Here is a 24,313-nt window from a genome sequence, read left to right as displayed (position 1 = left end):
GGTCCTCCCGTGCACCACCGCAAGCGCGTCACCCTGCTCGCCGCCCTCACGGCGGCCACCGCCCTCACCGCCCCCGTGCTCACCGCCCACGCCGCCGCCGACCCCTGGGTGCGTGCCTGGGGCGAGAACGCGCAGGGACAGCTGGGCAACGGCAGCGTCCTCGCCCAGCAGACCCCCGCGGCCGTCTCCGGCATCACCCGGGACGACGTCCGTGAGCTGTCCGGAGGCGGCGGCGGTGCCGGCACCGCCGCGAACGGCTTCGCCGTCGCCCTCCTCAAGGACGGCACCGTCAAGAGCTGGGGCTCCAACGCCACCGGCCAGCTCGGCAACGGCACCACCATCGCCCAGAGCTTCCCCGCGACCGTCAGCGGTCTCTCCGGGGTGAGCGAGGTCTCCGCCGGCGCGAACCACGCCCTCGCCGTCAAGGGCGGCCGGGTCCTCGCCTGGGGCAGCAACGCCTCGAAGCAGCTCGGCACCGGCCAGGACACCACCAACCCGTACAAGAACCCGATCCCCGTGCAGAGCCTGGACAAGGTCAAGGACGTCGGCGCCGGCTGCGACTTCAGCGTGGCACTGCGCCAGGACGGCACGGTCTGGACCTGGGGCCTGGGCACCAACGGCAGGCTCGGCACGGGCAACAACACGACCCGCGAGACCCCGCAGATGGTCCCCGACCTCGTCGACGTCGAGTCCATCGCGGTGGGCTGCGAGCACGTCGTCGCCCTCACCGCCGAAGGGACGGTGAAGAGCTGGGGGAAGGGCACCGAGGGCCAGCTCGGCAACGACACCGTCGTCGACAGCAACAAGCCGGTGGACGTCGCCTTCATCGACTCGGTCGCCAGGATCTTCGCCACCTCGGCCTCCGCCTTCGCCGTCCTCGACGACGGCAGCCTCGCCGGCTGGGGCAAGAACACCGACCGGCAGCTCGGCGACGGCACCAACGCCAACCGCACCACCCCGGTCGTCCTGGACGGCCTCAAGGGCGTGCAGGACATCGCCGGCGGAGCCGACTTCACCCTGGCCGCGCTCGACGACGGCTCGGTGATCGGATGGGGCGCCAACGGAGCCGCCCAGCTCGGCGACGGTTCGACGACCGCGCCCACCGCGCCGAGCGTCACCACGGTCGCGCTGCCGCCGGGCAGCGGCATCACCCACGTCACCACGACGAAGACGGGCAAGTCCGGCTTCGCCTACTGACGAGCACCCCCGATGTCCGCACGGCCCCGCGCGCCCGGGTCCGTGCGGGCCCCGATGTCCGTACGGCCCCGCTCGCCCCGGGTCCGCGCGGGCCCCGATGTCCGCACGGCCCCGCTCGCCCGGGTCCGTGCGGACTCCCACACCGCCCGATCCTGGCCAGGGACGGCGGTGAGCTGGCAGGATCGCCGTCATGTTCGCCTCGCTCTCCCGCGCCGCCCGCCGCCGTGTCCTGGCGGCCTCGGCCGCGCTGCTCGCGCTGTGCGGGGTGCTGGTGTGGTGGCTGGCGCCCTTCGGCGCCCCCGCGCCGAGCGGCACGGTCACCTTCAGCACGGGCGTGCCCACCGGCGTCTACCAGCGGTACGGGGATCTGCTCAAGCAGGCCCTCGCCACGGACCTGCCCGAGGTGTCGATACGGCTCAAGGACAGCGAGGGCTCCCAGCAGAACCTGGCCCGGGTGGCCACGGGCGAGGCCGACTTCACCGTCGCCACGGCCGACGCGGTGGCGCAGTACCAGCGGGAGGGCAGGCCCGGCTTCGCGCGGCTGCGCGGCTGCGCCCGGCTGTACGACGACTACGTCCAGCTGGTGGTCCGCAAGGGCTCGGAGATCCGCGAGCCGCAGGACCTGCGCGGGCTGCGGGTCGGGGTGGGCCAGGACGGGTCCGGCGTACGGCTGATCGCCGACCGGGTCCTCGCGGCGGCCGGCCTCACGCCCACCCGGGACGTCGAGCCGGTGTCGGCGGGCATCGACACGATGCCGGGGCTCCTGCAGCGCGGTGATCTTGACGCCTTCTTCTGGTCGGGCGGGCTGCCGACCCACGCGGTGCAGGACCTGTCCGAGCGCTTCCCGATCCGGCTGATCCCGCTGGACGCGGCCCTGGTGGACCGGATGCACCAGGCCGGCGACGCGACCCGCCACTACCGGTCCGCGGTGATCCCCGCCGACGCGTACACGAAGGCCCAGGACGGTCAGCAGGTGGAGACGCTGGCGGTGGCGAACCTCCTGGTCACCACGGTCGGGGCCGACCGGGACCTGGTGGAGGGCTTCACCCGTACGGTGATCAGGAGCCGGGACCGGATCGGCGGCCAGGTCCACCCGGCCCAGCTGGTGGACCTGCGGACCGCCGTCTACACGGAACCCCTGAAGCTCCACGAGGGAGCCCGCCGCTACTACCGCTCGGTGAAGCCCTGACCGGTGCTCCTGCCGCCGTCGGCCGGGGCGTGCCGGGGGACGGTCACCGTCACCCGTAGCCCGTGCGGCTCGTTCGGGGCGAACGCGAGGCTTCCGCCACCGGCCGTCAGCAGGACGCGCGTGATGGACAGGCCGAGCCCCGAGCCCTTGACGTTCTGGTGCCGCCCCGAGCGCCAGAAGCGGTCGCCGACCCGTACCAGCTCGTCCTCGGTGAGGCCGGGCCCGTGGTCGGCGACGACGACCGAGACGCCGTCGGCGCCCTTCGGCACCGGGACCGTGACGGTGACCTCCTCCCCGGGCGGCGTGAACTTGAGCGCGTTGTCGATCACCGCGTCGAGGGCGCTGGAGAGCGCCACCGGGTCCGCCCAGCCCGTGGCGGCCCCGCACTCCCCGGTCAGCAGGACGCCCTTGTCGTCGGCGACCGGCCGCCAGGAGGCGACCCGCTCGGCGGTGAGCGCGCCGACGTCGACGAGCCGCAGCTCGGCCGCCGCGTGCTCGGCGAGCGCCAGGTCGAGGAGGTCGTCGAGGACCTGCGAGAGGCGCTTGCCCTCGGTCCGGACGGAGGCGATCTCCTCGTTCCCCTCGGGGAGCTCCATGGCGAGCAGCTCGATCCGCAGGAGCAGCGCGGCCAGCGGGTTGCGCAGCTGGTGGGAGGCGTCGGCGACGAACGCCCGCTGCTGTTCGAGCGCCTCCTCGACGTTGTCGGCCATCTCGTTGAACGAGAGGGCGAGGCGGCGCAGTTCGGGCGGCCCGCCGGTCGCGGCGACGCGGGAGTTCATCCGGCCCGTGGCGATGTCGTGGGTGACGGAGTCGAGGACGCGGACGGGCCGCAGGACCCAGCCGGTGAGCCGGAAGGCTGCGCCGACGGCGAGCAGCATGGCGGCGGCCTCGCCCACGAAGATCAGCAGCCAGCCGCGCAGGATGCGGGAGCGCAGCTGTCCGGTGGGCGAGTCGGTGACGACGACGGCGACGACGTCCCCGTCCCTGACGACCGGGGAGGCGATGGTGATCCGGGCGTGGCCCTGCCAGGGCCACACCTGGGGCGGGTCGTGGCTGCGGCGGCCGAGGAGCGCCTCGCGGAAGGCGCGGCGGCCCTCCCCCTCGTTCGGGACGGCCCAGTCCTCGGGGGCGGCGGCCATGGCGCGGTTGTCGCGGTAGAAGATGCCGACGCGGATGTCGTACACGTCGTGGTAGCTGGCGAGTTCGCCGCGGAGGGTGGCGCGCCGCTCGTCGGTGCCGGGGCTGGTCTCGCTGACGAACTGGGCCAGGGCGGCGAAGCGCGCGCCGTCGTCGAGCCGGTCGACGATGACCCGCTGCTGTTCGGACGCGGCGAGACTGGCGGCGAGCGGAAAGCCGAGGGCGAGCAGGACGCCCGCCATCAGGACGATGAGCAGCGGCAGGAGGCGGGTGCGCACGGAGGGGCCGTCCCGCGGTCAGGCGGCGGGGGCGACCAGGCGGTAGCCGACGCCCCGCACGGTCTCGATGAGGGCGGGCATGCGCAGCTTGGAGCGCAGGGAGGCGACGTGCACCTCCAGGGTGCGGCCGGTCCCCTCCCAACTGGTGTGCCAGACCTCGCTGATGATCTGCTCGCGGCGGAAGACGACTCCGGGGCGCTGGGCGAGGAGGGCGAGGAGGTCGAACTCCTTGCGGGTGAGAGGGACGCTCTCGCCTTCGACGCTGACCCGCCGGGTGGGCAGCTCGATGGTGACGGAACCCAGCCGCAGCAGGGTGCCGTCGGTACCGGCGCCGCTCCCGGTGGTCTCTTCGGTGCCCGCGTTGCGCCGGCTGACCGCGTGGATGCGGGCGAGGAGCTCGCCGGGGTCGTAGGGCTTGACGACGTAGTCGTCGGCGCCGAGGTTGAGCCCGTGGATCCGGGAGCGTACGTCACCGCGCGCGGTAACCATGATCACCGGGGTGGTGGTGAGCTTCCGGATGCGACCGCAGACCTGGTAGCCGTCCTGGTCGGGGAGGCCGAGGTCGAGCAGGATCACCCCGTAGGAGGGGCGCTCGCCCTGCGCCGTGGGCAGGACGGCCTGGAGCGCCTCCTCGCCGTTGCGGGCGTGGGTGACGGTGAAGCCGTGCCGGGCGAGGATCGCGGAGAGGGCGGCGGCGACATGGTCGTCGTCCTCGACGAGCAGCAGTCGCATACGTACCTCCTCCGTGGTGATGTGCCGATCGGCGGCTCTCTGTGTACCAGGTGGTACCAGGGCATGAACACCGATCATCGGTGTCACAGTCAAGTGTCACCCTGTGTCGCCGGTGTTTCTGTTATGTACCCGGTACGGCTGCGGGTGTCCCGTTCACACACTGTGTCCGGTTGCGGCCGGATCGTTATCCTCAATTTCCGCTCAGATGTAATGACGGTCCTCACATCGGGTCTCTAGTGTCCTCCCCAACCGAGGAGGACGGAGCAAGAGCCCGATGAGCGGAGAGTCTGTGTCCAAGTCAGCGCCCGGAGGGCCCGAGGACACCCCGCGCGCCGCGGACGACCTGGTCGTACTGACCGGCGTGAACAAGCACTTCGGCGCACTGCATGTCCTCCAGGACATCGACCTGACGATCAGTCGCGGCGAGGTCGTGGTCGTCATCGGACCGTCCGGGTCCGGCAAGTCGACGCTGTGCCGCACGATCAACCGGCTGGAGAGCATCGACTCCGGCTCCATCAGCATCGACGGCAAGCCGCTGCCGGCGGAGGGCAAGGAGCTCGCCCGGCTGCGGTCCGACGTCGGCATGGTGTTCCAGTCGTTCAACCTCTTCGCGCACAAGACGGTGCTCGAGAACGTGATGCTGGGGCAGATCAAGGTCCGCAGGACGGAGAAGAAGGCCGCCGAGGCCAAGGCCCGCGCCCTGCTGGACCGGGTCGGGGTCGGCACCCAGGCCGACAAGTACCCCGCACAGCTCTCCGGTGGTCAGCAGCAGCGCGTGGCGATCGCCCGCGCCCTCGCGATGGGCCCGAAGGTCATGCTGTTCGACGAGCCGACCTCGGCCCTCGACCCCGAGATGATCAACGAGGTCCTGGAGGTCATGCAGCAGCTGGCCCGGGACGGCATGACGATGGTGGTCGTGACCCACGAGATGGGCTTCGCCCGCTCCGCCGCCAACCGGGTCGTGTTCATGGCCGACGGACGCATCGTCGAACAGGCCACGCCCGAGGAGTTCTTCAGCAACCCGCGCAGCGACCGGGCCAAGGACTTCCTCTCCAAGATCCTTCACCACTGAGCGAGTTCGGGCCTATTCTTCCCAACTCACTTCTAGATCAAGGGACATTCCTCGATGAAGCTTCGTCGCACCTCCACCGCCGTCGCGGCCGCCGCCGTCCTCGCCCTGACCGCCACCGCCTGCGGCGGCGGCTCGGACTCCGGCAGCAACGGTGACAAGATCAACGTCGGCATCAAGTTCGACCAGCCCGGCCTGGGCCTGAAGACCCCGGACGGCAAGTACGCCGGCTTCGACGTGGACGTCGCCCGTTACGTCGCCAAGGAGCTGGGCTACGCCGAGGACAAGATCAACTTCAAGCAGGCGCCGAGCGCCGAGCGCGAGAACCTGATCAAGAACGGTGACGTCAAGTTCGTCGTCGCCAGCTACTCGATCAACGACAAGCGCAAGAAGGAGGTCGACTTCGCCGGTCCGTACTTCCTGGCCCACCAGGACCTGCTCGTGCGCGCCGACGACAGCTCGATCACCAAGGTCGAGGACCTGAACTCCAAGAAGCTCTGCTCGGTCACCGGCTCGACCTCCGCGCAGAACGTCAAGGACAAGCTCGCCCCGAAGGCCGACCTCCAGCAGCTCGGCGGCTACTCCGAGTGCCTCACCGGCCTGGAGAACAAGGCCGTTGACGCCCTGACCACCGACGACTCCATCCTCGCGGGCTACGCCTCGCAGAAGGAGCACGCGGGCAAGTTCAAGCTCGCCGGTCTCCGGATGAGCGACGAGAAGTACGGCATCGGCGTCAAGAAGGGCGACGACGAGCTGCGCGGCAAGATCAACAAGGCGCTGGAGAAGATGGTCTCCGACGGCACCTGGGAGAAGCTCGTCAAGGAGCACTTCGGCCCCTCCGGCTACAAGTACGAGGCCGCGCCGAAGGTCGAGAACTGACCTGACCCGCTCCGGCCGTGACGGCCGCCCCTCGACGGGCGGCCGTCGCACCGGCACCGGCCGCCGCCCACGCGGCGGCCGTCCCACCGACCGACCACCAGGGGAGAGCGCGGGCATCGTGTTCGACTTTCTTGATTCCGGGCAGTACGACCTGCTCGGCGCCTTCTGGGTGACGGCGAAGCTCGCCCTCTACTCGGCGATCGGCTCGCTGATCTGGGGCACCGCCCTGGTCGCGATGCGGGTCAGCCCGGTTCCGCTGATGCGCGCCTTCGGCACCGCGTACGTGAACATCGTCCGGAACACTCCGCTGACGGTGGTCATCGTGGCCTGCTTGCTGGGCCTCAACCAGACGCTGCTCATCACGCTCGGCGGGCAGCGCTCCGAGGACATCGGTTTCCGGCTCGCCGTCCTCGGACTCATCGCGTACACCGGCACCTTCGTCTGCGAGGCACTGCGCTCGGGGATCAACACCGTCCCGCCGGGCCAGGCCGAGGCCGCCCGCGCGCTCGGCATGAGCTTCACCCAGGTCCTCACGCTCGTGGTCCTCCCGCAGGCCTTCCGCGCCGCTGTGACCCCGCTCGCCAACGTCCTGATCGCCCTCACCAAGAACACCACCGTGGCGGCGGCCATCGGCGCCGCCGAGGCCGCGTTCCTGATGAAGGAGATGATCGAGAACGAGGCCGACGCACTCTTCGCCGTCTTCGCGGTCTTCGCCTTCGGATTCATCGCCCTCACCCTCCCCACCGGCCTGATCCTGGGCTGGGCGGCCAAGCGACTGGCGGTGAAGCGATGAGCTCCGTCCTGTACGACACCCCGGGGCCCCGCGCCAAGCGGCGGAACATCCTCTACACGATCGGCTTCCTCGCGGTCCTCGCCCTGGCGGGCTGGTGGGTGCTGGCCGCCCTGAACGAGAAGCACCAGCTGGACGCGGACAAGTGGAGCCCGTTCGTCACCGACTCCCAGGTCTGGACGACGTACCTGGTGCCCGGCCTCATGGAGACCCTCAAGGCCGCCGCGCTCTCCATCCTGATCGCACTGCCCCTCGGCGCGCTCCTCGGCATCGGCCGGCTCTCCGACCACCGCTGGGTACGGGTGCCCGTCGGCGCCGTCGTGGAGTTCTTCCGCGCCATTCCGGTGCTGCTCCTGATGATGTTCGCCAGCCAGCTCTACCGGGAGTTCACGACCGTGAGCTCGGACTTCCGCCCGCTGTACGCGGTCGTCACCGGCCTGGTGCTCTACAACGCCTCGGTGATCGCCGAGGTCGTCCGGGCAGGAGTGCTCTCGCTGCCCCGGGGCCAGGGCGACGCGGCCGTGGCACTCGGCATGCGCAAGGGCCAGAGCATGCTGTACGTCCTGCTGCCGCAGGCCGTCACCGTGATGCTCCCGGCCCTGGTCAGCCAGCTCGTCGTGATCGTCAAGGACACCGCACTCGGCGGCGCCCTGCTCGGCTTCGGCGAACTGCTCAGCCAGAACCGGCAGATCACGGCCAACTACGGCGCCAACACGATCGCGACGCTCGTTGTCATCGCGCTGATCTACATCGTCCTGAACTTCGTCCTGACCACCTTCGCGAGCCGCCTGGAGAAGCGCCTGCGGCAGGGCAAGAAGACCGCCGCGGTGACCATCCCGGCCCAGGCCGGAGCCACCGACGCGGTCAAGAAGGCCGTCAGCGACGCCTGACCCCTACGGGGTCCGTGGGACAACAGGGGTGGGCCGGAGCGGAACCGACTTCAGGTCGGCCGCACCGCGCCCACCCCGTCGCTTGACGCAAGCACCCTCAGTGGGTTGCATACGGTCTGTGATCAAGCACCGGGCTCGTGCCACACTCAGCTGTGCTGCCCCCATGACCGTCCGGCCTTCAGGAGCCGCGCCGTGGACCCGGTGATCATCGTGGGCGCGGGGCCGGTCGGCCTCGCGCTCTCCCTCGCGCTCGCCGCGCAGGGTGTGCCCAGCGTCGTCCTCGACGAGGGCTCGGGCAAGGAGGAGCCACGCCCCGCCCAAAGCGTCGTCCTGCGCGCCGACACGGCCGCCATGGTGGAGCGGCTCGGCTGCACCACCCTCCGTGACGAGGGCCTCCGCTGGGTCGGCTGGCGCGGTATGCGCCGCCGCCAGCTGGTACGCCACCACGAGCTCGACCTCGGCCTCGGCGGCACGGAGGAATGGTCGGAAGACCCCGGCGCGCCCGCCACCCCAGCCGCGCCGCTGCACATCCCCCAGCACGCCCTCGCACGCGGACTCCGCGACGCCATCGCCCACCAGAAGCTCGTCCGGCTCGTCACCGAGTCCCGGCTCGACACCATCGAGCAGGACATGGACGGGGTGGTCGCCCACACCCGGGGCCCCGGAGGCACCTGGTGGCGCGGCAGCCACCTCGTCGGCTGCGACGGGGCCCGCTCGACCGTGCGCAAGCTCCTCGGGATCCGCTTCCCCGGCCGTACGGCGGTGGAACGGCACGCCGTCGCGGCGCTGCGCACGGAACTCCCCTGGCCCGGCGAGGCCCTGCTGCACCGTCAGCCTCCCTGGCGGGGCGCCCCCGACGAGATCACCGCCCGCCCGCTGCCCGACGGGGTGTGGCGGATCGACTGGCTGCTGCCGCCCCGGGGCGACCTCGTCACCCCGGACGCGCTGGTCGCCCGGATCCGCGAGACCCTGGCCGGCTGGTGCGACGGGGTGACGCCCCCGTACGAACTCATCGACACCGGCGTGCACACCCTGCACCAGCGGCTCGCCCGCCGCTGGCGGGTCGACCGGGTCCTCCTCGCCGGGGACGCGGCGCACCTGCTCGGCGCGGTCGGCACCCAGGGGCTCGACGAGGGGTTCAGGGACGTGGACAACCTCGCCTGGAAACTCGCCCACACCTGGCACCACGGCGCCTCGGAGCGACTGCTCGACAGCTACCAGAGCGAGCGGCGTACGGCCGTCGCCCACCGGCTGCGCGCGGCGGACCAGTCGCTTCCCGTCCTGCGCGGCGGCGGGGGCCTGCGGACCTACCTCCCCGGGGGCGCCCGCGGCCACGACGCCCTGCTGGCCGACGGCCACGTGGGGCGCGGCCCGCTCGGCGCGCCCCCCGCGTACCCGCACTCCCCCCTCGCACCCCCGTACACCGAGGGGCGGACGCCCGTGGGCACTCCGGAGGGCGCCCCCGTCGAGGACGTCCGCGTGACCGCCCCGGACGGCACGACCGTACGACTCAGGGACCGGCTCGGTCAGGGCCGCCTCCTGGTCGTCCTCGTCGCTCCCGGCACCGGGGTCTGGGACCGGCGCCACTGGCAGGGTGCGGGGGTCATGCCTCGGCTCGACGAGGCGGTACGCGCCCTCCCGGCGAAGGCGGAGGTCCTGGTGACCGAGGCGTATCCGGGCGCCCCGGCCCACGCCGTCCTGCTGGTACGGCCCGACGGGCACCTCGTCGCCGCGTTCTCCGGGGTCCGCCCCGAGGAGCTGTACGCGGCGGCGGACGCAGCTCGCGGCGGCGCGGTGACGGACGGGCCGGAGGCGAAGACGGAGGAAGAGGTGGCGGCAGGAGTGTCCGCCGACAGCGACCGCACGGCGGACATGCGTTGATTCCCCCCGGGCGCTCATGGTGTACTCCGGAGCGTGACCGACACCGATGTGCGCCTGTGGCGGAGGGTCCATATGGACCTCGTCCGCTACGCGGGCTGCGTGTGTCGCCCGTCCTGCTGATCTCGCCCTTCCCCCGCGCGCGCCACCACTGGTGCTGCCGCCGCGCGCTCTCAGCGAACCAGGACGGTCACCCGTGTCCCCATCCACCCCTGCGTCCACCCCTGCGTCCACCGCGGACGCCCACTCCCCTGCCGCTCCCTCCGGCGCCCCCACGGCAGCCGATCTCCTCGACTTCGTCCGGCGCACCGCCGCGGACCGTGAACTGGTCGACTTGCTGCCGCTCGACCCCGAGGGCCGCACCTGGGTGCGGCTCGAAGGCCCCGGCGGCAGCGAGGCCTGGCTCATCGGCTGGCCGCCCGGCACGGGCACCGGCTGGCACGACCATGCCGAGTCTCTGGGTGCCTTCGCCACCGCGCGCGGCACGCTGACCGAGAACGCGCTCGCGGTCCGGCTGCCGGCGAGCGGCTGGAAGACCCTGGAACTGGCCGACGGCCTCGACCGCTCCCGCCGCCTCGGGGAGGGCAGGGGTCGCGCCTTCGGCACCCACCATGTGCACGAGGTCCTCAACGAGTCCCCGGACACCCATGCGGTGTCGGTGCACGCCTACTATCCGCCGCTTCCGCTGATCCGGCGGTTCAGCCGGACGGGCGCGGTACTCCGTCTTGAGCAGGTCGAGCGTCCGGAGGACTGGCAGTGAGCGACGCACACGAGAGCGAGCGGGTCGGCATCGACGAGCTCCTGGAGCGGGTCAGGTCGGGCCTCGACCGGATCACGCCCCGGGCCGCCCACGAGGCGTACGAGGCGGGCGACGCGCTCCTGGTGGACACGCGCTACGCGGCCCTGCGCGATCGGGACGGGCTGATCCCGGGCGCGCTGGTGGTGGAGCGCAACGAACTGGAATGGCGGCTCGACCCCCAGGGCAGCCACCGCGCGCCCGAGGCGAACAGCCACGACCTGCGGGTGGTGGTCCTCTGCAACGAGGGGTACGCCTCCTCCCTCGCGGTCGAGTCCCTGCGCCGCCTAGGTCTCCACCGGGCGACCGATCTGATCGGCGGCTTCCAGGCATGGAAGGCCGAGGGCCTCCCGGTCCTGCCGCCGGTCACGAGCGGCTGAGAGACGCGGGCGGCTGACGGACGAGGCCCGGCCCGGCCGCCCGGCCGTGCTCGACCCGGCTCGACCCCGCTCGGCTCGGCTCGACAGGGTCCGACTCGACAAGTCCTTCTGATCTCCCCCCGGGGATCAGAAGGACTCGTCGAGCCCGTCCGTGTCCTCGCCCTCGGCCTCAAGGGCCTGGCGGACGACACGGAGGGCCATGCCCTCGGGATACCCCTTGCGGGCGAGCATCCCGGCGAGCCGGCGCAGGCGCCGGTCGCGGTCGAGGCCGCGGGTGGCGCGCAGCTTGCGGGCCACGAGTTCGCGCGCCGTGGCCTCCTCCTGCTCGGAGTCGAGCTGCTCCACCGCCTCCTGGATGAGGGTCGGCTCGACGCCCTTCGTCCGCAGCTCGCGGGCGAGCGCCCGCCGGGCGAGGCCCCGGCCGTGGTGGCGGGACTCCACCCAGGCCCCCGCGAAGGCGGCGTCGTCGATGAGCCCGACGTCCTCGAAGCGGGAGAGGACCTCCTCCGCCACCTCGTCGGGGATCTCCCGCTTGCGCAGCGCGTCGGCGAGCTGCTTGCGCGTGCGGGGGGTCCCGGTGAGCAGGCGCAGACAGATCGCCCGCGCCCGCTCCGCCGGGTCCTGGGGTGACAGCTCCTTCTCGGCCCTCGACGAGTCGGGGCTGTCACCCGGCCATTCGGTGCGACCGGTCACCGGTTCAGCTCTTGACCGCGGTGGCCTTGGTCGCCTTCGCGGTCTTGCTCGCGGGTGCCGGGACGCTCTTGGCCGCGTCGTCCGCGCCGGCCGCGTCCGCGGCGACCGCCGCGTCCGTCGCCGGTTCGGCCTTCGCGGCCTCGGGCCGGACGCCGACGCCCAGCTTCTCCTTGATCTTCTTCTCGATCTCGTCGGCGAGGTCGGGGTTGTCCTTCAGGAAGTTGCGGGCGTTCTCCTTGCCCTGGCCGAGCTGGTCGCCCTCGTACGTGTACCAGGCGCCGGCCTTGCGCACGAAGCCGTGCTCCACGCCCATGTCGATCAGGCCGCCCTCGCGGCTGATGCCCTGGCCGTAGAGGATGTCGAACTCGGCCTGCTTGAACGGGGGCGCGACCTTGTTCTTGACGACCTTGACGCGGGTGCGGTTGCCGACCGCGTCCGTGCCGTCCTTGAGGGTCTCGATACGACGGATGTCGAGGCGCACCGAGGCGTAGAACTTCAGGGCGCGGCCACCGGTCGTGGTCTCCGGCGAACCGAACATCACGCCGATCTTCTCGCGGAGCTGGTTGATGAAGATCGCGGTGGTCTTGGACTGGTTGAGCGCACTGGTGATCTTCCGGAGCGCCTGGCTCATCAGCCGGGCCTGGAGACCCACGTGCGAGTCGCCCATCTCGCCCTCGATCTCCGCACGCGGGACGAGCGCGGCGACGGAGTCGATGACGATCAGGTCGAGGGCGCCGGAGCGGACCAGCATGTCGACGATCTCGAGGGCCTGCTCGCCGTTGTCCGGCTGGGACAGGATGAGGTTGTCGATGTCGACGCCGAGCTTCTTGGCGTACTCGGGGTCGAGGGCGTGCTCGGCGTCCACGAACGCCACCTGGCCGCCGGCCTTCTGGGCGTTGGCGACGGCGTGCAGGGTCAGGGTCGTCTTACCGGAGGACTCCGGTCCGTAGACCTCCACGACACGGCCGCGCGGCAGGCCGCCGACACCGAGCGCGATGTCGAGGGCGGTCGACCCGGTGGAGATCACCTCGATCGGCTCCTGGACACGGTCACCCATGCGCATCACGGCGCCCTTGCCGAATTGGCGTTCAATCTGTGCGAGCGCGGCGTCGAGCGCCTTCTCGCGGTCGGTTCCTGCCATGGGTTCCACCCGGTTTGCTTGAGTCGATCGCTTCATGTGAAAGACGCTAACCCCTGCCACTGACAATGGGCCCCGACGTCCCCTCCGGCCTGTGGACAACTCGCCGACAAGCCCGCGATTCCAAGGGCCGGACTTCCATAAGAATGGATGTTCGATTTCAGTGTCAAGCGAGCCGCGCCGGTGGCGGAGGGGCGTGGCGGCCGCCGCGCGCCGGGTGCCGTGCCCGGCCACGGAGCCTGCGCTGTCATCGGCTCCGCGTACGGTCCGCGCATGGTCGATCAGAGACTCCCCCTGTCCTCCGTAGGTGCTTTCGCGGTCTGGGAGCCCGTGCTGCGGCTCATGCTGGGTGACGACACGGACCGGCGTGCGGCCAGGACGGCGCGTGTCGCGGGACGTGTCGGTCCGCACGGATGGAGCCTGGCCCACCGGGGGTCGATGTCGTCGGCGGCGCGGACCGCGGTGGAGGGCATTCAGAGGGCGCTCGCGCGCGGCCGGGTCCAGGAGGTCGCGTTCAGTGCTGAGGTCCGGCCGGACGGAAGGACCACACTCGGCCTGGTCTGGCCCAGCCCGGTCGTGGAGCCGGCCATCGGCCGTCCTGACCTGGGCGTGCTCGTCCTGGCCGAAGGTTCCCTCGCCGAGCCCTGGCTGCGCCGTCCCGAGCCGGTGCCAGGGGCAGTGCCGGCGCCTTCGGCGGATCCGGAGTCGCTTGAGCGGACGCTCCGCGAACGGCTGCCCGGCGTCGTCGGCGCGACGGAGGCGGAGATCGCCGCCACCGAAGCGCGCCTCGGGGCCACCCTGTCCGACGAGCTCAAGGCGCTCTACCGGGTGACCCGGGTGGACTGGGCCGACGACTTCGAGGCGGCGGTCCGCGCCGGACAGGCGGTCGGCTGCGAGCTGTCCGGCCTGGAGGACCTGGAGGGCGTCGACGCGGCGGCCCGACACCCCGGCTGGGGCTCCGGCGCCGCGCACGCGGCCGGCACTTCGCCCGACGCCGCGGTGCAGGACCTGGCCGGCTCACCGGGCTGGATCCGCTTCGGGGGCAACGGCGGCGACGACTTCGCGGTCGACCTGACTCCCGGCCCTGCCGGGCATCTCGGGCAGGTCATCCTGGTCGATCACGAGCGGAGCTTCGGTGCCGAGCTCGTGGCCGACTCCCTCACCGACTTCGTGCTGGGCCGGCCGCGGGAGGAACGCCACGACCGCCCTCACCGCCGCGGTGACGGGCTCCCGGCCGTGGCCAGAGTCGGCGCCGGAGGTCCCGGAGTCGCCGGAGTCGCCGGAGTCGCCGGAGTCGCCGGAGTCGCCGGGACCGTACAGGCCGCCGCTCATCCCGCCCTGGAGGTCCTCGCCATAGAGGCGGCCGGGGACGGCGCCCCGTTCAGCCTCGCGCCTGTCTCCGGCCTGCCCCGCCTGCGCACGCTCACCGCCGCCCCCGGCGCACTGGCCGACCCGCTGGAGGTCGCCGGGCTGACCGGCCTGGAACACCTGGAACTCGGCACGGAGGAATGGCGCGCCCTCCTGGACGCCGGAGCCGTCCCCCGGACCCTGAAGGCCGCCGCGGTCACGGCACGGGACCAGGACCATCTGCACGTCGTGGCGATCGCCAACCAGATTCTGGCGCTCTGGGACCGGCCCCGGATCGTCCAGACGCTCCTCGACGGAGACCTCGGCCCCGCGACCTGACCTGCGGAGCCGTACGGGGTCAGGACTGGCTCGCCGACGGATGCGGCAGTCGCGTCCACAGGTCCCCGCCGCCGTCCGGATCCAGTCGCATCAGGGTGAGCGCCTTCGCCGGAAGGGGTTCCGACCGCAGGGCCCGTACGTCCGGGGTGGCGGCGAGGTCCCGGGTCGCCGCCTCCAGGATCGTCCCGAGGGTCGGCGCGTCGCCGGCGAGCGGGCCGAGCGCCCCGGTGACCAGGCTGCCGAGGACCTTGCGGCGGAGCACCGCCGGGTCGTCGTCCAGGAGCCTGCCGTGCAGCGGCGGGACCGGGATGCCGTGCCGGGTCAGGCGGGCGGGGCTGATCCGGATGTCGGCGAGGTCCCGGTAGACGAGGCGCACGACCCGGTCCTCTGCGTCGACGACGGCGAGCAGGTTCTGACCGTGCGCCTCCAGCGCCACCCCCAGGTCGAGCAGCTCCAGGCAGGCACCGAGCGCCATGCGCGCGAACTCGACGGCCCTGTCCAGCCGTTCCCCCGGTGCGCGGGACGCGAGGAGCGCGGGGAGGACGGCCACCGGGACGACCCTCTCCCCGGCCGCCGCGTCCGCGTGGACGTGCGGTGCCTCGCGCAGGAGCACCGCCAGGTCGGCCGTTCCCGCTCCGGCCGCCGCCAGGTTGCGGGCGATGCGCAGCCGTCCGTCGAGCCGGCGGACGAGCCGCTCGACGAAGTCGGACGTCGCGACGGCGTGGGTGACGGTGTACGCCGAGATGTCCCGCACGGTCGAGGTGAGCCGCGTACTCAGCGACGTCTTGACGTGCGTGTCCCCGCCGATGTCGAGCGTCCGCAGCGACAGCAGCGGGTGCGCGGCGGGGCCGGGCCGCAGCGGTCGGCCGGACAGGACGTGCTCCGCCTGCCAGGGGTGGACGGGAATCAGCACGGAGGCGCCGTCGCGCAGCTCGGGGGGCCATTCCCCCGTCACCGCCGCGTCCTCGACCGCGGCCAGCCCCAGGGCGACGACGGGCCGGTGCTCCGGTGCGTACGCCAGCTGCTCGGCGGCGGAGAAGCCGGGCCGGGAGCGGCAACCCGGATGGTACGGGTGCCCGTCGGTCTCGCCCTGCTCCCATTCCCACGGGTGGGCGGGCGGCGCCGCCCGCCCGGGGGCCGTACGGGAGAGGGCCATGGACGCGACGCTGTGGTCGAGTTCGGCGGCCAGTCGCCCGCCGCCCCGCACGGCCAGGGCCGTCACCAGTTCAGCCGGATGGTCGTGCCGGACCCCGTCCAGGTCGAGCCCGGTCACCGACACCGCCGTCGCCCAGGGGTCCGAGCGCGGGCCGCGCAGACGCCGCCCGTCGTCCAGGAGCAGGGTGACCCCCTCCCGGCCGGTCGCACGCCCGGCGACCCAGGGCAGCGGCTCATGGACGAGGCCGCGCCACAGCCGGGTCAGCACCGCGGCCCTGGCCCCGGGGAGTCCGGCGACGTACGCCGCCGTCAGCCCCGGCCGGACCGCGTCCAGCTCGGCGGCGAGGGTCCGCTCCGCGGCAGTTCGGCACATGCGGTTGTTCTATCGCGACCGGGGGCAATCCACACATACTGATGTCGATGAACGCACTCACGCGGGCCGCCGACGCGCTGGCGGTGACGCCTCTGCTGAACTGCCTGCTCCGTGAGGCCGCGGACCCGGCGGCGGACCCGGCCGCGAACCCTGCGGCGGACCCCGCGGCGAACCCGGCGGCGGATCCCGGGGCAGGTCCACCCGCGAACCCGGCAGCGCACCCGGCCCCGGAGTACCCATCCAAGAACCAGGCCCCCGCCCAGGCCGAGACCCGGCCCCCCGAGTACGCCGTGCACCGCCTGCGCGTCAGCGGCCGGCTGCTGCGGGTCCGCCCCGGCCACCGCCCCTCCGGCGCCGAGCTGTGGACGGGGCAGGCCTGGCGCGCCCTGCGCCACGCCGGTCTCGTCGACCTCGCCGTCCAGGAGATGCACGCCGCCACCGGACGGCCCAACCCCGCCCTGGCCGCCGAAATGGCCGCGAGCCGCGCCGCGGTGCGGGCCGTCCTCGCCGCGCGCGCCCGCACGGCACCCCCCGACGACCCGTGGCTGCGCTCCGAACAGGCCCTGGTCATGGGCCACCCGTACCACCCGGCCCCCAAGGCGCGCACGAGCGACGGCTCCCCCACCGCCTGGCTGCGCTACGCGCCCGAGGCGTACGCCCGGTTCCCGCTCACACTGCTCGGCGTACGCGAGGACGTACTGGTCGAGGACGGCGACACACGGGCCCTCGACGCCCTCGGCGAGGCTCCCCCCGGTTACCGGCTGCTGCCGGCCCATCCCTGGCAGCTCGAACTGTCCGAGCGGGCTCCACGCGTGCGTGCCGCCTTCGCCGACGGCCGCCTGGTCCGGTTGGGCGTCACCCCGCGCCCGGCCCGGCCGACGGCCTCCGTGCGCACCCTGTACGTCGAGGGGGACGGCTCCCGTGACGGCGGGGACCTGTTCCTGAAGTTCAGCCTCGACGTCCGGATCACCAACGACGTCCGCCGGATGCGACGGCACGAACTGCTCCACGTGCGCCGCACCGACCCGGTGGTCAGCGCCGCCTTCGCCGCCATGGACGGCCCGGCGGCCTGGCTGAGCGACCGCGGCTACCGCACGGTGGGCGGCCTCTTCGAGACCTGCGCCGTCGTCGTCCGGGACGGCCTGGACCGGCATCTGCCCGCGGGCTCGACGGCCGTCCTCGCCGCCGCCCTCGCCGAGGGCTTCCCCGGCAACCCCCTCGACCGGATCACCGATCCCCGTCCCTGGTGGTCGGCCTACCTGCGCTGTGTCGTGGCGCCCGTCCTGGAGGCGTTCGCCCGCTTCGGCGTCGTCGTGGAGTGCCACCTGCAGAACACGCTGATCGCCGTGGACGGGCGAGGCACCCCCGTGCAGTCCGTCTTCCGCGACGCGGAGGGCGCGAAGACGGTCCCGCTGACACCCCGCGCGGCGGCCTGGCGCAGGCTCGTCTACTGCCTCGTCGTCAACAACCTCTCCGAGATCGCCGGCGCCCTCGCCCACCGCTTTCCGGGCTCCGCCCCGGCCTTGTGGGACCTGGCCCGCGCCGAGTTCGAGCAAAGCGGCCGGCTGCCGGCGCTCCCCGACGTCAAGGAGCTGCTCGACTCCCCCACCCTTCCCGGCAAGGCGAACCTGCTCTCCCGCTGGATCGGCGCGGAGGCGACCGCCCCCCACTACCTCCCCGTGCCCAACCCCCTCACGGGTTCTCGCTGAGGTCCCGTACGCGCCCGGCGCGACGCGCGCGTACGGCCCGTACCGCACGCGTGGTGCCGTATCCGAGCAGCCACGGCAGCACCGTGATGCCGAGGACGTACACGAGGAGGTAGGCCAGGATGTCGCCGGCCTCTTCGGCCAGGCTCCAGGAGTCGAGGGGAAGCACCACGACGGCGGCGGAGACCAGGACCGGGACCAGCGGCAGGAGCACGGACGACAGCCGCGGCCACCTGCCGGGCCGCCGGGCGCACCACACGCCCATGCCCGCCATGAGGAAGGGCCCGATCGGCACCCACAGCACCGCCGGAACGAGCAGCAAGGCCCACCACTCGTCCGGCGCACCGAACATCATCGAAGCCGCCCCCTCGACCCGCCCCTGTCCCGCACCACCGCGGCCGGAACCCGAACCCTCACGACCCGCCCCACCCGGCCGGAACCCGAACCCCGCACGACCCGCCCCACCGCGAACCCCCGCCTATCCTTCGACGCATGTCCCTCCCCCTCCGTTCCCCCGGCGGCGGACGTCTTTCGCCACGTGCCGCCGACGCCCTGGTGGCGGGTGGCGTCCTGGCCGTCGTCGCCGTCTGGACGCTCGTCTCCGCGCGGTGGTCGAGCGAGCCCGCCGTCCGTACGGTGCTCGGCTGGGCGCTGATCCTGGTGGGGTGCGGGGCTCTCGCCTTCCGGCGGCGGCAGCCGGTCGGCGTCGCCGTCGTCACCCTGCTGGCCTGCGTCGTGTACTACCCGCTGTCCGCCCAGGACGGCCCGCTCATGATCGCTTTCGCGCTCGCGCTGTACACGACCGCCGCGGAGGGCAGGTTCGCCGCCGCCGTCGCGCTCGCCGCCGTCACCCTGCTCGCGGTGGGCGTCGGCGAGATCCGTCAGCGGCCGGGACACCGGCAGATCGACGAGACCTCGCTCGCCATGCTGGCGGGCTGGCTGATCAGCCTCGTCGCCGTCGGCCGGGCCCACCGGACCCGGATCGCCTACCTCCACGAGGTGGAGCAGCGGGCGCTCGCCGCCGAGCGGGAGCAGGAGGCCCGTGCCCGGCAGAGCGCCACGGAGGAGCGGCTGCGGATCGCCCGCGAGGTGCACGACGTACTGGGCCACAGCATCTCGCTGATCAACGTCCAGTCCGGGGCCGCGCTGCACCGGCTCGGCAAGGGGCCCGCCCCCGAGGCCGGGCTCGTCACCGCCACCGAGGCCCTGGAGGCGGTCAAGGCCACCAGCAAGGACGCGCTGCGCGAGCTGCGGGCGACCCTCGGGGTACTGCGCCGCGCCGACGAGCCCACGCCGACCACCCCGACCTCCGGTCTCGCCCTCCTCGGCGATCTCGCCGGGCGCGCCCGGAGCGCCGGTCTCGACGTCCGTACGGAGACCACGGGCACGCCCGTGCCGCTGCCGCCGCCCGTCGACCTCGCCGCGTACCGGATCGTGCAGGAGTCGCTCACGAACGTGACCCGTCACGCGGGCGCGCGGACCGTCCGCGTCACCCTGGACTGGGGTGGGGACGCGGTGCGGCTGCGGATCGAGGACGACGGCGGGGGCACGCCGGAGGGCCGGCCGCTGGGCAGCGGCGTCCGGGGCATGACCGAGCGGGCTCGTGCGCTCGGCGGCGAGCTGACCGCCCAGAATGGGGACGGCGGCGGTTTCCTGGTGGACGCCAGGCTGCCGTACTCCGTACCCACCGTGTCCGAGGGGGACTCCCGATGATCCGTGTCGTGCTCGCCGACGACCAGACCCTGGTCCGGGCCGGCTTCCGGTCGATCCTCTCCGACGAGGAGGACCTGGAGGTCGTGGGCGAGGCCGGGGACGGGGAGCGGGCGATCGCGCTGGCCCGTGAACTGCGCCCGGACGTCGTCCTCATGGACATCCGCATGCCGGTGCTCGACGGCCTCGAAGCCACCCGCCGCATCACCGCCGACGAGCGGCTCGAAGGGGTCCGGGTGGTCGTCCTGACCACGTTCGACGCGGACGACCACGTGTACGGGGCGCTGCGCGCGGGCGCGTCGGGTTTCCTCGTGAAGGACACCGAGCCGATGGAACTGCTGCACGCGGTACGGGTCGTGGCACGCGGCGACGCCCTGATCTCCCCGGCCGTGACCCGCCGTCTGATCGCCGAGTTCGCGGGCCGGGCGGAGCGGCAGCCGGATCCGAGCCCCCGGCTCAACGCCCTCACCGAGCGGGAGCGCGAGGTCCTCGGCCTGGTGGGCGCGGGGCTCTCGAACGACGAGATCGCCGGCCGTCTCGTGTTGTCCCCCGCGACGGCGAAGACCCATGTCAGCAGGATCATGACCAAGCTGGCCGTACGGGACCGGGCGCAGCTGGTGATCCTGGCGTACGAGTCCGGGATGATCACCCCCGGCTGGCTGGCCTGACCCGTAGGGGATCGGGGCCGGCCGTCGCGACCCGGGGAGTACGCGCGCGCGGACCGGCACGACCGGTGGGGTACGGCCGGTGTCCACCGGGGGGTGACGACGGGCCCCTGACCGTACGCCGACGCTGAGCGGGTGAAACAGGACGTACTCGATCTCGCGCGGCTGCAGTTCGCCCTCACGGCGGGCGGCCACTTCCTCTTCGTCGCCCTCACCCTGGGGCTCGCGACCGTCGTCGCCGTGCTCCAGACGAAGGCCACGTTCGGCCGGAAGCCGCTGGACGCGCGCATGGTGCGTTTCTGGGGCCGGCTGTACGTGATCAACTACGCGGTCGGGATCGTCACCGGCCTCGTGATGGAGTTCCAGTTCGGCATGGCCTGGAGCGGGCTCACCCACGAGGCGGGGAACGTCCTCGGGGCCTCGCTCGCCGTCGAGACGATCGTGGCCTTCTTCGTCGAGTCGACCTTCCTCGGCCTGTGGATCTTCGGCTGGAACCGGCTCAACCGCTGGGCCCATCTGGCCGCGATCTGGATCGTCGTCCTGACCGCCTACCTGTCGGCGTACTGGATCCTCGTCTCCAACGGCTTCCTCAACCACCCGGTGGGGTACGGCTCCGAGAACGGCGAGCTCGTCCTCGACGACCCGCTCGCGGTGCTCACCAACCCCTCCGCGCTGCTCGCCTTCGGGCACGTCCTGGCGGGGGCGCTGCTCACCGCGGGCTTCTTCATGGCCGGCGTGAGCGCCTACCACCTCTTCCGGCGCAGCCCGGAGTGGGAGTTCTTCGGCCGCAGCCTGCGGATCGGGGTGTTCCTTTCGGCGCCCGCGCTCATGGCGGCCGCCGTCTTCGGCGGCGTGCAGTTCGCCGTCCTGGATTCCTTCCAGCCGATGAAGTCGGCGGTGTTCAGCGGGCAGGCGGCCGAGATCGCCCGGGTCCAGGCGGAGATGGTGGAACGTTTCGGGCCGGGGGACTACGTGCCCTCGGAGGCGTGGACCCGGGGCGGCGCGCTGCTGATGCTGATCAGCTTCGCCCTGATGATGTACCTGTGTTTCGCCGGGGTGGTCCTGGCCTCCTTCAAGAAGGTCGTCCTCCGGTTCCGGCTCTGGCATGTCGTCCTGATGGCGGCCGTGCCGCTGCCGTATCTCGCGATGATCAGCGGCTGGGTCTTCCGGGAGTCCGGGCGGCAGCCGTGGGTGGTGTACGGGCTGCTGAAGACGGAGGACGCCGTCTCGGACCTCTCCCCCGGCACCATGCGCCTCTCCCTCACCGTCTTCACCACGGTCTTCGTCCTGCTCGCCGTCCTCAACGCCTGGCTCCTCACCCGCCACGCCCGCCGGGGTCCCGTCGAGTCCGGCCTCGGCCACGACGAGCGCCCCGCCGAAGGGCCGGTGGACGGCGCGCCCGACCCGGCCGACGCACTCCCCGCGCCCCGCTACTGAGCCCCTGAACCTCCCCCGCCACGAACCCGAGGAGCCCCCGTGGAGACCCTGGCCATCGTCCTGCTCGCCTTCTTCGCGGCGGGCTGGTTCGTCCTCGCCGGGGCGGACGTCGGCACCGGCATGCTCCTCCCCTGGCTCGGCCGGAGCGACCGCGAGCGGAGGCTCGTCCTGGCCTCCTTCGCCCCCTTCTTCCTCGGCAACGAGGTCTGGCTCGTCGCCACCGCCGGGGTCCTGGTCGGCTGCTTCCCCGCCCTCGAAGGGGAGCTCCTGAGCGCGCAGGTGCCGGTCCTCGTGGCCCTGCTCACCGGCTGGATCGTGCGGGACGCGGGACTCTGGTCGCGCGGCCGGGGCCCGGGTCCGCGCTGGCGCGCGGCCTGCGACGGGGCCGTGACGTGCGGGAGCTGGGCCGTCGCCCTCTCCTGGGGGTGGCTGCTCGCGGCCCTGCTGGCCGGACGGCCGTACGCGCCGGCGGCCGGCCCCACGGGCCTCCTCGCCGCGCTCGCCGTCTCCGCGCTGTTCGCCGCGCACGGGCTCGGTTTCGCCAGCCTCCGGCTCACCGGTCTGCCGTACGAGCGGGCCCGCAGGCTCGTCGGACACGCCGGGCGGCCCTGGCAGTCCTTCGCGCTGACCGCGGTCCTGATGGGCGGGCTGCCGCTCTGGGCGGGGACCGCGCTCCCGCTGGCCGAGCGGGCGGCCGCCCCCGGCACGCTCGCTCTGCTCGTGCCCACCCTGCTGTGCGTCACCCCGCTGCTCGTGGCCGTCCAGGCGTGGATCTGGCACACCTTCCGGCACCGGGTCACCGGGCCTTCGTACCTCTGAGGCCTTCGCACCTCTGAGCCTTCCTGCGCCCGAGGCGAGGGCTCAGGTGCCGTCCGGTCCGCCGGTCTCCTTCTTGTGGTGCAGGGCCTTCTGCAGCCGGGCCACCACCGCCTCGCCGTATCTGCGGTGGCCGTGGACCCGGGGGTCGTCCGTCACGTCGTACCGCTTCACATAGGCGCCGAGGAAGGCCTGCAGGGTGGCGACGGCCGGGATCGCGATCAGCGCGCCGACGGCGCCAAGCAGCGCCGTCCCCGCGATGACCGAACCGAAGGCCACCGCCGGGTGGATGTCCACCGTCTTCGACGTGAGCTTCGGCTGGAGCACGTAGTTCTCGAACTGCTGGTAGATCACGACGAAGCCGAGCACCCACAGCGCGTACCAGGGGTTGACCGTGAAGGCGATCAGCATCGGCAGCGCACCGGCCAGATAGGTGCCGATGGTCGGGATGAACTGCGAGACCAGGCCGACCCACACGGCCAGCGCGGGCGCGTACGGCACGTCCAGGATCTCGAGGAGCACGAAGTGCGCGAGACCCGAGATGAGGGCCATGAGACCGCGCGAGTAGAGGTAGCCGCCGGTCTTGTCGACCGCGATCTCCCAGGCCCGCAGCACCTCGGCCTGCCGGGCGGGCGGTAGGACGGAGCAGAGCGCGCGCCGGAGCCGGGGCCCGTCGGCGGCGAAGTAGAACGAGAACAGGAAGATCGTCAGGAGCCGGAAGAGGCCGCCGAGGACGGTGGCGGAGACGTCGAGCACACCGGACGCGCTGTTCTGCACGTACTTCTGCAGCCAGTCGGAGCTCAGGAGACTGTCCTGGACCTCGACCCGCGACAGGTCCGTGTGGAAGGTCTGGTTGATCCACCTGATCACCGAGTCGAGGTACTGGGGGAAGTTCTCGACCATGTCCACGATCTGGCCGGCGAGCATCGAACCCAGGAGCACGACGAAGCCGACACCGAAGATCAGGACGGCGATGAAGACGAGGAAGGTGGCGAGGCCGCGCCGCATCCCGCGCGCCGCCATCCGTCCGACCGCCGGTTCGATGGCGAGGGCGAGGAAGAAGGCGAGCAGGATGTTGACGAGGAGTCCGACGAGCTGGTGGAAGGCCCAGTTGCCCAGCAGGAAGCAGGCGTAGAGCGCGAACGCGAGGACGAGTGCGCGGGGCAGCCAGCGCGGCATCCGGGCGGCCGGGTCGCCGCTCACCGGGACCTTGCCGCCTCCGTCGCCTCTTCCGGCCGCGCCGGCCGTCCCGACCGAGGACATCGCCTCGGCCGCGTCGGTCGTGCCGGCCGTCACGGCCGTCTCGGCCGCGCCGTTCACCTTGATCGCGGAGGTCGGGTCGGGCGTCTTCGTCGTGTCGGTCGTCTTCGTCGTGTCGGTCGCGGAGGTCGTCTCGGTGTCGTCAGTCGGGGCCACCCCGCCAGTCTCGCGCACCGGACGGACATTCCACCCGGGACCCCTCACATCCCCGCCGGTCGCCCCGTCCCCCACCGACCGCTACCGCTTGTCCGCCGGTACGTCGACGGCCGCGCAGACGGCCCGCCACACGTCCTTCGCCTCCCAGCCGGCGTCCAGCGCCTCGCGTACCGTACGGCCCCCCAGCTCGGTCATCACATGGTCACGCGCGAAGGACTCGGCGTAGGCCCCACCGAAGTGGTCAGCCATCCGCTCCCAGAAAATCGTCAACCGCATGACCCCAGTATCCCGCTCCCAAGAGTG

General features: G+C 72.7%; 23 protein-coding genes and 1 pseudogene. 16 read left to right on the top strand and 8 right to left on the bottom strand.

The features are described 5' to 3' along the window. The first annotated feature begins 9 nt into the window (after positions 1-9). Both IO20_RS0110220 and IO20_RS0110215 read left to right on the top strand, forming a co-directional pair. On the top strand, positions 10-1,197 hold the full coding sequence (locus IO20_RS0110220) for an RCC1 domain-containing protein (protein ID WP_030548102.1): 1,188 nt from the start codon (positions 10-12) through the stop codon (positions 1,195-1,197). 190 nt (positions 1,198-1,387) lie between these two features. Beyond that, a complete protein-coding gene (locus IO20_RS0110215; RefSeq protein WP_030548100.1) occupies positions 1,388-2,386 on the top strand; it encodes a TAXI family TRAP transporter solute-binding subunit in 999 nt (332 codons plus the stop codon). Here the strand turns inward: IO20_RS0110215 and IO20_RS0110210 are convergent. Both IO20_RS0110210 and IO20_RS0110205 read right to left on the bottom strand, forming a co-directional pair. After that, complete coding sequence (locus IO20_RS0110210; protein WP_051874342.1) at positions 2,365-3,801, bottom strand: sensor histidine kinase; 1,437 nt, start codon at positions 3,799-3,801, stop codon at positions 2,365-2,367. The two genes, IO20_RS0110215 and IO20_RS0110210, sit on opposite strands and share 22 nt — an antisense overlap. Before the next feature lie 18 nt (positions 3,802-3,819). Beyond that, positions 3,820-4,533: a response regulator transcription factor gene (locus tag IO20_RS0110205; protein WP_030548095.1), complete on the bottom strand. Its 714-nt coding sequence runs from the start codon at positions 4,531-4,533 to the stop codon at positions 3,820-3,822. Between the two features lie 274 nt (positions 4,534-4,807). Here IO20_RS0110205 and IO20_RS0110200 point away from each other — a divergent pair, with 274 nt between their 5' ends. The 8 genes from IO20_RS0110200 (at position 4,808) to IO20_RS0110170 (ending at position 11,215) form a co-directional block, all read left to right on the top strand. Beyond that, entirely contained in the window at positions 4,808-5,605 is a 798-nt protein-coding gene (locus IO20_RS0110200; RefSeq protein ID WP_030548093.1) for an ATP-binding cassette domain-containing protein, read from the top strand. 54 nt (positions 5,606-5,659) lie between these two features. Further along, positions 5,660-6,481 carry a glutamate ABC transporter substrate-binding protein gene (locus IO20_RS0110195; RefSeq protein ID WP_030548091.1) on the top strand — a complete coding sequence of 274 codons (822 nt, stop codon included), beginning with the start codon at positions 5,660-5,662 and terminating at the stop codon, positions 6,479-6,481. 118 nt (positions 6,482-6,599) lie between these two features. After that, positions 6,600-7,274: an amino acid ABC transporter permease gene (locus tag IO20_RS0110190; RefSeq protein WP_030548090.1), complete on the top strand. Its 675-nt coding sequence runs from the start codon at positions 6,600-6,602 to the stop codon at positions 7,272-7,274. Beyond that, a complete protein-coding gene (locus IO20_RS0110185; RefSeq protein ID WP_030548088.1) occupies positions 7,271-8,161 on the top strand; it encodes an amino acid ABC transporter permease in 891 nt (296 codons plus the stop codon). The genes IO20_RS0110190 and IO20_RS0110185 overlap by 4 nt, the downstream gene beginning before the upstream one ends. A gap of 192 nt (positions 8,162-8,353) precedes the next feature. After that, on the top strand, positions 8,354-10,042 hold the full coding sequence (locus tag IO20_RS0110180; RefSeq protein WP_030548086.1) for an FAD-dependent monooxygenase: 1,689 nt from the start codon (positions 8,354-8,356) through the stop codon (positions 10,040-10,042). Positions 10,043-10,075: 33 nt separating this feature from the next. Next, the gene (locus IO20_RS42310; RefSeq protein ID WP_311605579.1) at positions 10,076-10,162 is read left to right on the top strand and encodes a putative leader peptide; all 87 of its coding nucleotides are present in this window, start codon (positions 10,076-10,078) and stop codon (positions 10,160-10,162) included. Positions 10,163-10,235: 73 nt separating this feature from the next. Further along, positions 10,236-10,799, top strand: a complete 564-nt coding sequence (locus IO20_RS0110175) for a cupin domain-containing protein (protein WP_030548084.1) — start codon at positions 10,236-10,238, stop codon at positions 10,797-10,799. Further along, entirely contained in the window at positions 10,790-11,215 is a 426-nt protein-coding gene (locus IO20_RS0110170; protein WP_106978542.1) for a rhodanese-like domain-containing protein, read from the top strand. Before IO20_RS0110175 ends, IO20_RS0110170 begins: the two co-directional genes overlap by 10 nt. 126 nt (positions 11,216-11,341) lie before the next feature. Here IO20_RS0110170 and recX read toward each other — a convergent pair. Together recX and recA are read right to left on the bottom strand one after the other, a co-directional pair. Continuing rightward, positions 11,342-11,968: pseudogene (recX, locus tag IO20_RS0110165) on the bottom strand (recombination regulator RecX); the annotation flags it as partial. Continuing rightward, positions 11,913-13,049, bottom strand: coding sequence for a recombinase RecA (recA, locus tag IO20_RS0110160; protein WP_030217661.1), 1,137 nt, complete (start codon positions 13,047-13,049; stop codon positions 11,913-11,915). The pseudogene recX and the gene recA, both read right to left, overlap by 56 nt. 270 nt (positions 13,050-13,319) lie before the next feature. Between recA and IO20_RS0110155 the strand changes: the two genes are divergently transcribed. Continuing rightward, the gene (locus IO20_RS0110155; RefSeq protein WP_106978546.1) at positions 13,320-14,732 is read left to right on the top strand and encodes an SMI1/KNR4 family protein; all 1,413 of its coding nucleotides are present in this window, start codon (positions 13,320-13,322) and stop codon (positions 14,730-14,732) included. Between the two features lie 19 nt (positions 14,733-14,751). Here the strand turns inward: IO20_RS0110155 and IO20_RS0110150 are convergent, their stop codons facing one another. Next, positions 14,752-16,260, bottom strand: a complete 1,509-nt coding sequence (locus IO20_RS0110150; protein WP_030548078.1) for an IucA/IucC family protein — start codon at positions 16,258-16,260, stop codon at positions 14,752-14,754. A gap of 41 nt (positions 16,261-16,301) precedes the next feature. Here IO20_RS0110150 and IO20_RS0110145 point away from each other — a divergent pair, with 41 nt between their 5' ends. Next, entirely contained in the window at positions 16,302-17,969 is a 1,668-nt protein-coding gene (locus IO20_RS0110145) for an IucA/IucC family protein (protein ID WP_030548076.1), read from the top strand. Here IO20_RS0110145 and IO20_RS0110140 read toward each other — a convergent pair. Further along, a complete protein-coding gene (locus IO20_RS0110140; RefSeq protein WP_037635123.1) occupies positions 17,953-18,321 on the bottom strand; it encodes a hypothetical protein in 369 nt (122 codons plus the stop codon). The genes IO20_RS0110145 and IO20_RS0110140 overlap by 17 nt on opposite strands. 137 nt (positions 18,322-18,458) lie before the next feature. Between IO20_RS0110140 and IO20_RS0110135 the strand changes: the two genes are divergently transcribed. From IO20_RS0110135 to IO20_RS0110120, 4 genes are all read left to right on the top strand, one after another. Further along, a complete protein-coding gene (locus IO20_RS0110135; protein WP_051874341.1) occupies positions 18,459-19,679 on the top strand; it encodes a sensor histidine kinase in 1,221 nt (406 codons plus the stop codon). Further along, positions 19,676-20,344 carry a response regulator gene (locus IO20_RS0110130; RefSeq protein ID WP_030548070.1) on the top strand — a complete coding sequence of 223 codons (669 nt, stop codon included), beginning with the start codon at positions 19,676-19,678 and terminating at the stop codon, positions 20,342-20,344. Before IO20_RS0110135 ends, IO20_RS0110130 begins: the two co-directional genes overlap by 4 nt. Positions 20,345-20,476: 132 nt before the next feature. Then, entirely contained in the window at positions 20,477-21,778 is a 1,302-nt protein-coding gene (locus IO20_RS0110125; RefSeq protein ID WP_030548068.1) for a cytochrome ubiquinol oxidase subunit I, read from the top strand. A 39-nt stretch (positions 21,779-21,817) separates the two neighbouring features. Beyond that, a complete protein-coding gene (locus IO20_RS0110120) occupies positions 21,818-22,597 on the top strand; it encodes a cytochrome d ubiquinol oxidase subunit II (protein ID WP_030548067.1) in 780 nt (259 codons plus the stop codon). 42 nt (positions 22,598-22,639) lie between these two features. On the opposite strand, the gene IO20_RS36390 is transcribed toward IO20_RS0110120, so the two are convergent. Together IO20_RS36390 and IO20_RS0110110 are read right to left on the bottom strand one after the other, a co-directional pair. Beyond that, a complete protein-coding gene (locus IO20_RS36390) occupies positions 22,640-23,857 on the bottom strand; it encodes an AI-2E family transporter (RefSeq protein ID WP_397789061.1) in 1,218 nt (405 codons plus the stop codon). A gap of 234 nt (positions 23,858-24,091) precedes the next feature. Continuing rightward, positions 24,092-24,286, bottom strand: a complete 195-nt coding sequence (locus IO20_RS0110110) for a DUF3046 domain-containing protein (protein WP_030548065.1) — start codon at positions 24,284-24,286, stop codon at positions 24,092-24,094. Positions 24,287-24,313 lie beyond the last annotated feature (27 nt).

It is taken from the genome of Streptomyces exfoliatus, from assembly GCF_000725545.1.
Lineage (GTDB): Bacteria > Actinomycetota > Actinomycetes > Streptomycetales > Streptomycetaceae > Streptomyces > Streptomyces exfoliatus.
This window is presented reverse-complemented; position numbering and strand designations above follow the sequence as displayed.